The 4,081-nt window shown below is 67.3% G+C and carries 3 protein-coding genes and 1 pseudogene; all 4 read left to right on the top strand.

All coding sequences use genetic code 11. The features are described 5' to 3' along the window. The coding region (locus ACXJKR_RS26285; RefSeq protein WP_457325313.1) for a hypothetical protein at positions 1-546 on the top strand (546 nt) is incomplete at its 5' end. After that, positions 543-2,006 (top strand): annotated as a pseudogene (gene ubiB / locus ACXJKR_RS26280) (ubiquinone biosynthesis regulatory protein kinase UbiB); the annotation flags it as partial. The gene ACXJKR_RS26285 and the pseudogene ubiB, both read left to right, overlap by 4 nt. A gap of 158 nt (positions 2,007-2,164) precedes the next feature. Further along, a complete protein-coding gene (locus tag ACXJKR_RS26275) occupies positions 2,165-3,628 on the top strand; it encodes a sodium:solute symporter family protein (RefSeq protein WP_056204064.1) in 1,464 nt (487 codons plus the stop codon). Positions 3,629-3,674: 46 nt separating this feature from the next. Beyond that, complete coding sequence (locus ACXJKR_RS26270) at positions 3,675-3,980, top strand: FmdB family zinc ribbon protein (RefSeq protein WP_056204061.1); 306 nt, start codon at positions 3,675-3,677, stop codon at positions 3,978-3,980. Positions 3,981-4,081 lie beyond the last annotated feature (101 nt).

Here is a 4,081-nt window from a genome sequence, read left to right as displayed (position 1 = left end):
TCCTGGCCCCTGCCGCCCCTGCCTCCGCTGCCGTCCATCACGCCCTTGCTGATGCCGGCCCTGCAGGATCGCCTTGTTTTGCTGATCAACCATGTCGTGTCGCGGGAGCCCATCGCGGCGCAACGCCTGCGGCCGCTGGCTGGGCGTGGGCTCGTCGTCCACCTGGCAGGCTGGCCCAGCCTGCTGCCGGCGGCGCCTGATTTGATACTCGGTGTCACACCAGCGGGTCTTTTTGAACGCCTGGACGCCGCCCCGGCAGGCGCCGGCGGCCTGCGCATCGAGATCGATGCATCCAACCCCGCCAAGCTGGCTCTGGGTGCATTCACGGGAGAGGCGCCCACCGTCAGCGTGCAGGGCGATGCCGCTTTCGCTGGCGAGATGCACTGGTTGATGGACAACCTGCGCTGGGACATCGAGGACGATCTGGCCGGCATCGTCGGGCCGCTGCCCGCCCGCCAGCTCGCCCAGTTCGGCCGCACCTTGCGGCGCAYGTTGTCGGGCATGGCCGCGCGTTTTGCGACGACGACGTCCGGTAGCGGCGCATGAGGTTTGTCTCGCGGCTGCTGGTCATCCTGTGGACGGTCTGGCGCTTCGGTCTCGATGATCTGGCCTTGTCGGGCCTGCGTCGCAAGCGCTTCAGGCTGCTGCGTCGCCTGACCCGGCTGGGCCGGCGCTGGCAGCAGCCGCGCGGCGTGCGCCTGCGGCTGGCGCTGGAGCACCTCGGCCCCATCTTCGTCAAGTTCGGCCAGGTGCTGTCGACGCGGCGCGACCTGCTGCCGCTCGATGTCGCGCTGGAGCTGGCCAAGCTGCAGGACCGCGTGCCGCCCTTCCCGGCGGCGCTGTCGCGTGAAATCGTCGAGCGCGCCTTCGGCCGGCCGCTGGAGGAACTGTTCGCCACCTTCGACGCCGAGCCAGTGGCCAGCGCCAGCATCGCCCAAGTGCATTTCGCGACGCTGAAGGACGGCCGCGAGGTCGCCGTCAAGGTGCTGCGCCCCGGCATGCTGGACATCATCGACGACGACCTGTCGCTGATGCGCCAGCTGGCCGTCTGGATCGAGCGCTTCTCCGCCGATGGCCGGCGCCTGAAACCGCGCGAGGTGGTTGCCGAGTTCGACACCTATCTGCACGACGAGCTGGACTTGGTGCGCGAGGCCGCCAATGCCGCCCAGCTGCGCCGCAACATGGCCGAGCTGGATCTGATCATGGTGCCCGAGATGCACTGGGACCTGTGCAGCTCCGAGGTCATCGTCATGGAGCGCATGAAGGGCGTGCCGATCTCGCACCGCCCGGCGCTGGAGGCGGCCGGCATCGACATCCCCAAGCTGGCCCGCGACGGCGTGACCATCTTCTTCACCCAGGTGTTCCGCGACGGCTTCTTTCACGCCGACATGCACCCGGGCAACATCCAGGTGAGCCTGGCGCCCGAGACCTTCGGCCGCTACGTCGCGCTGGACTTCGGCATCATGGGCACGTTGACCGAGGTGGACAAGGACTACCTCGCCCAGAACTTCATCGCCTTCTTCCAGCGCGACTACAAGCGCGTGGCCGAGCTGCACATCGCCTCGGGTTGGGTGCCGCCCGAGACCCGCGTCGATGCGCTCGAAAGCGCGGTCCGGGCGGTTTGCGAGCCTCATTTCGACCGGCCGCTGAAGGACATTTCGTTGGGCCAGGTGCTGATGCGGCTGTTCCAGACCTCGCGCCGCTTCAACGTCGAGATCCAGCCCCAGCTGGTGTTGCTGCAGAAGACGCTGTTGAACGTTGAGGGCCTGGGCCGCCAGCTCGATCCCGAACTCGACCTCTGGGCCACGGCCAAGCCCTTCCTGGAGCGCTGGATGAACGAGCAGGTCGGCTGGCCGGCGTTCAACAAGCAGTTGATGAAGGAGGCGCCGCGCTTCGCACAGCTCATCCCCGAGCTGCCGCGCCTGCTGCACGACGCCCTCAAGAGCCAGGCCCGGCGTGCCGACGACGCCGAGACCCGCGCTCTCGTGCGCGAGCTGCGGCGCACCAACCGGCTGCTTTCCGGTTTGCTCTGGGGCGCCGCGGGCTTTGCCATCGGCGTCGCCGTGGCCTGGCTGACCGTGCGCTTTCTGGACATCAGCCCCTAGCAAGTCTCGCCAGCCGCGCCCTCATAATCCGCGCCAAATTTTCCGGCCTTCTTGCGCTCATGAACACCACGCTCATCGTCTTCGTCGTGCTCTACCTGCTCGGCACGCTGGGCATCGGTGTCTGGGCCGGCACCCGGATCAAGAACACCAGCGACTTCGCCGTCGCCGGGCGCAGCCTGCCGCTGATCATGGTCGTCACGACGACCTTCGCAACCTGGTTCGGTGCCGAAACCGTCATGGGCCTGCCCGCCAAGTTTGTGCAGGGTGGCCTGGGCGCCGTCGTCGAAGACCCGTTCGGTGCCGGTTTCTGCCTGGTACTGGTGGGCGCCTTCTTCGCCGCGCGGCTGTACCGGATGAACCTGCTGACCATCGGCGACTTCTACCGCCAGCGCTTCGGCAAGGGCGTCGAGGTGTTCTGCTCGCTGGCCATCATCCTCAGCTACCTCGGCTGGGTGGCGGCCCAGGTCACGGCCCTGGGGCTGGTGTTCAACATCCTGACCGACGGCGCCATGAGCCCGCAGACCGGCATGGTCGTCGGCCTGCTGGCGGTGCTGGTCTACGTCGTCATCGGCGGCTTCCTGGCCGTGGCCTGGACGGACTTCATCCAGATGATCGTGCTGGTCATCGGCCTGAGTGTCATCGCGGTGTTCGCCTCGGACCTGGCCGGCGGCGCAGACAAGGTGCTGGCCCTGGCCAAGAGCCGCGACCTGGGCCGCTTCCTGCCCAATCCGACCTTCACCGAGATGGCCATGTTCCTCGGCTCGGGCCTGACCATGATGCTGGGCTCCATCCCGCAGCAGGACGTGTTCCAGCGCGTCATGTCCGCCAAGGACGCCAAGACGGCACAGCGCGGCGCCATGATCGGCGGCTTCAGCTACATCGCCTTTGCCTTCGTGCCCATGTTCATCGTGCTGGCCGCCGTGGCCGTCATGGGCGACAAGGCGCTGGAGCTGGCCCAGAACGACTACCAGCGCGTGCTGCCCAGCTTCGTCATGGGCCACATGCCGCTGTTCATGCAGATCCTGTTCTTCGGTGCGCTGTTGTCGGCCATCAAGAGCACCTCGTCAGCCACGCTGCTGGCGCCGACGACCAGCTTCGTCGAGAACATCCTCAAGCAGATCCGCCCCGGCATGAGCGACAAGCAGTCTCTCGTGGCGATGCGCGTCACGCTCGTCATCTTCGCCTTCGCCGTGCTGGCCTACGCCATCGCGCTGCAGGGCACGTCCATCTACGACCTCGTCAGCGCCGCCTACCAGGTCACCCTGGTCGCCGCCTTCGTGCCGCTGGTCTTTGGTCTGTACTGGAGCCGCTCGACCACCCAGGGCGCGGTGTTCTCGATCTTTGCCGGCATCGCCGTCTGGGTGGCCTTTTTCCCGCAGGTGACGACCTGGGGCGAGCTCTTCCCGGGGCAACTGGCCGGCCTGCTGGCGGCGCTGGCGGGCATGGTGGTCGGCTCGCTGATGCCCCAGGTGCTGACCGACCGTCGCGAGCACGTCAGCCACCATCTCCAGCCTCATCCCTGAGCGTGTCCCTTAAAATGTCGGGCTTTGCGTCTCTTCGAGCCCGACCATGCCAATCTACGCCTATCGCTGCAGCGCCTGTGGTCACGCCAAGGATGTGCTGCAAAAGCTGTCCGACGCGCCGCTGACCACCTGCCCCGCCTGCGCGGCGCAGAGCTTTTCCAAGCAGGTCACCGCAGCTGGTTTCCAGCTGAAGGGCTCGGGTTGGTATGCAACCGACTTCAAGGGTGGCTCGACCGCCGCCCCCGCGGCCCCGGCCGCCAGCGATGCTGCCAAGCCCGAAGCCGCCAAGGCTGAAGCATCCGCATCGCCGTCTTCCTCCACCTCCTGCGGCGGCTCCTGCGCCTGCCACTGACCGAAAAGCTTCGTGGGCGCTTCCTTACGCAAATACCTCGTTGCCGGCCTGCTGGTCTGGCTGCCGCTGGCCATCACCATCTGGGTGCTGGCCCAGGTGCC

It is taken from the genome of Roseateles sp. P5_E11 (assembly GCF_054049355.1).
Note: the sequence above shows the minus strand (reverse complement) of the source record. Positions and strands in the feature narration are given on the sequence as shown.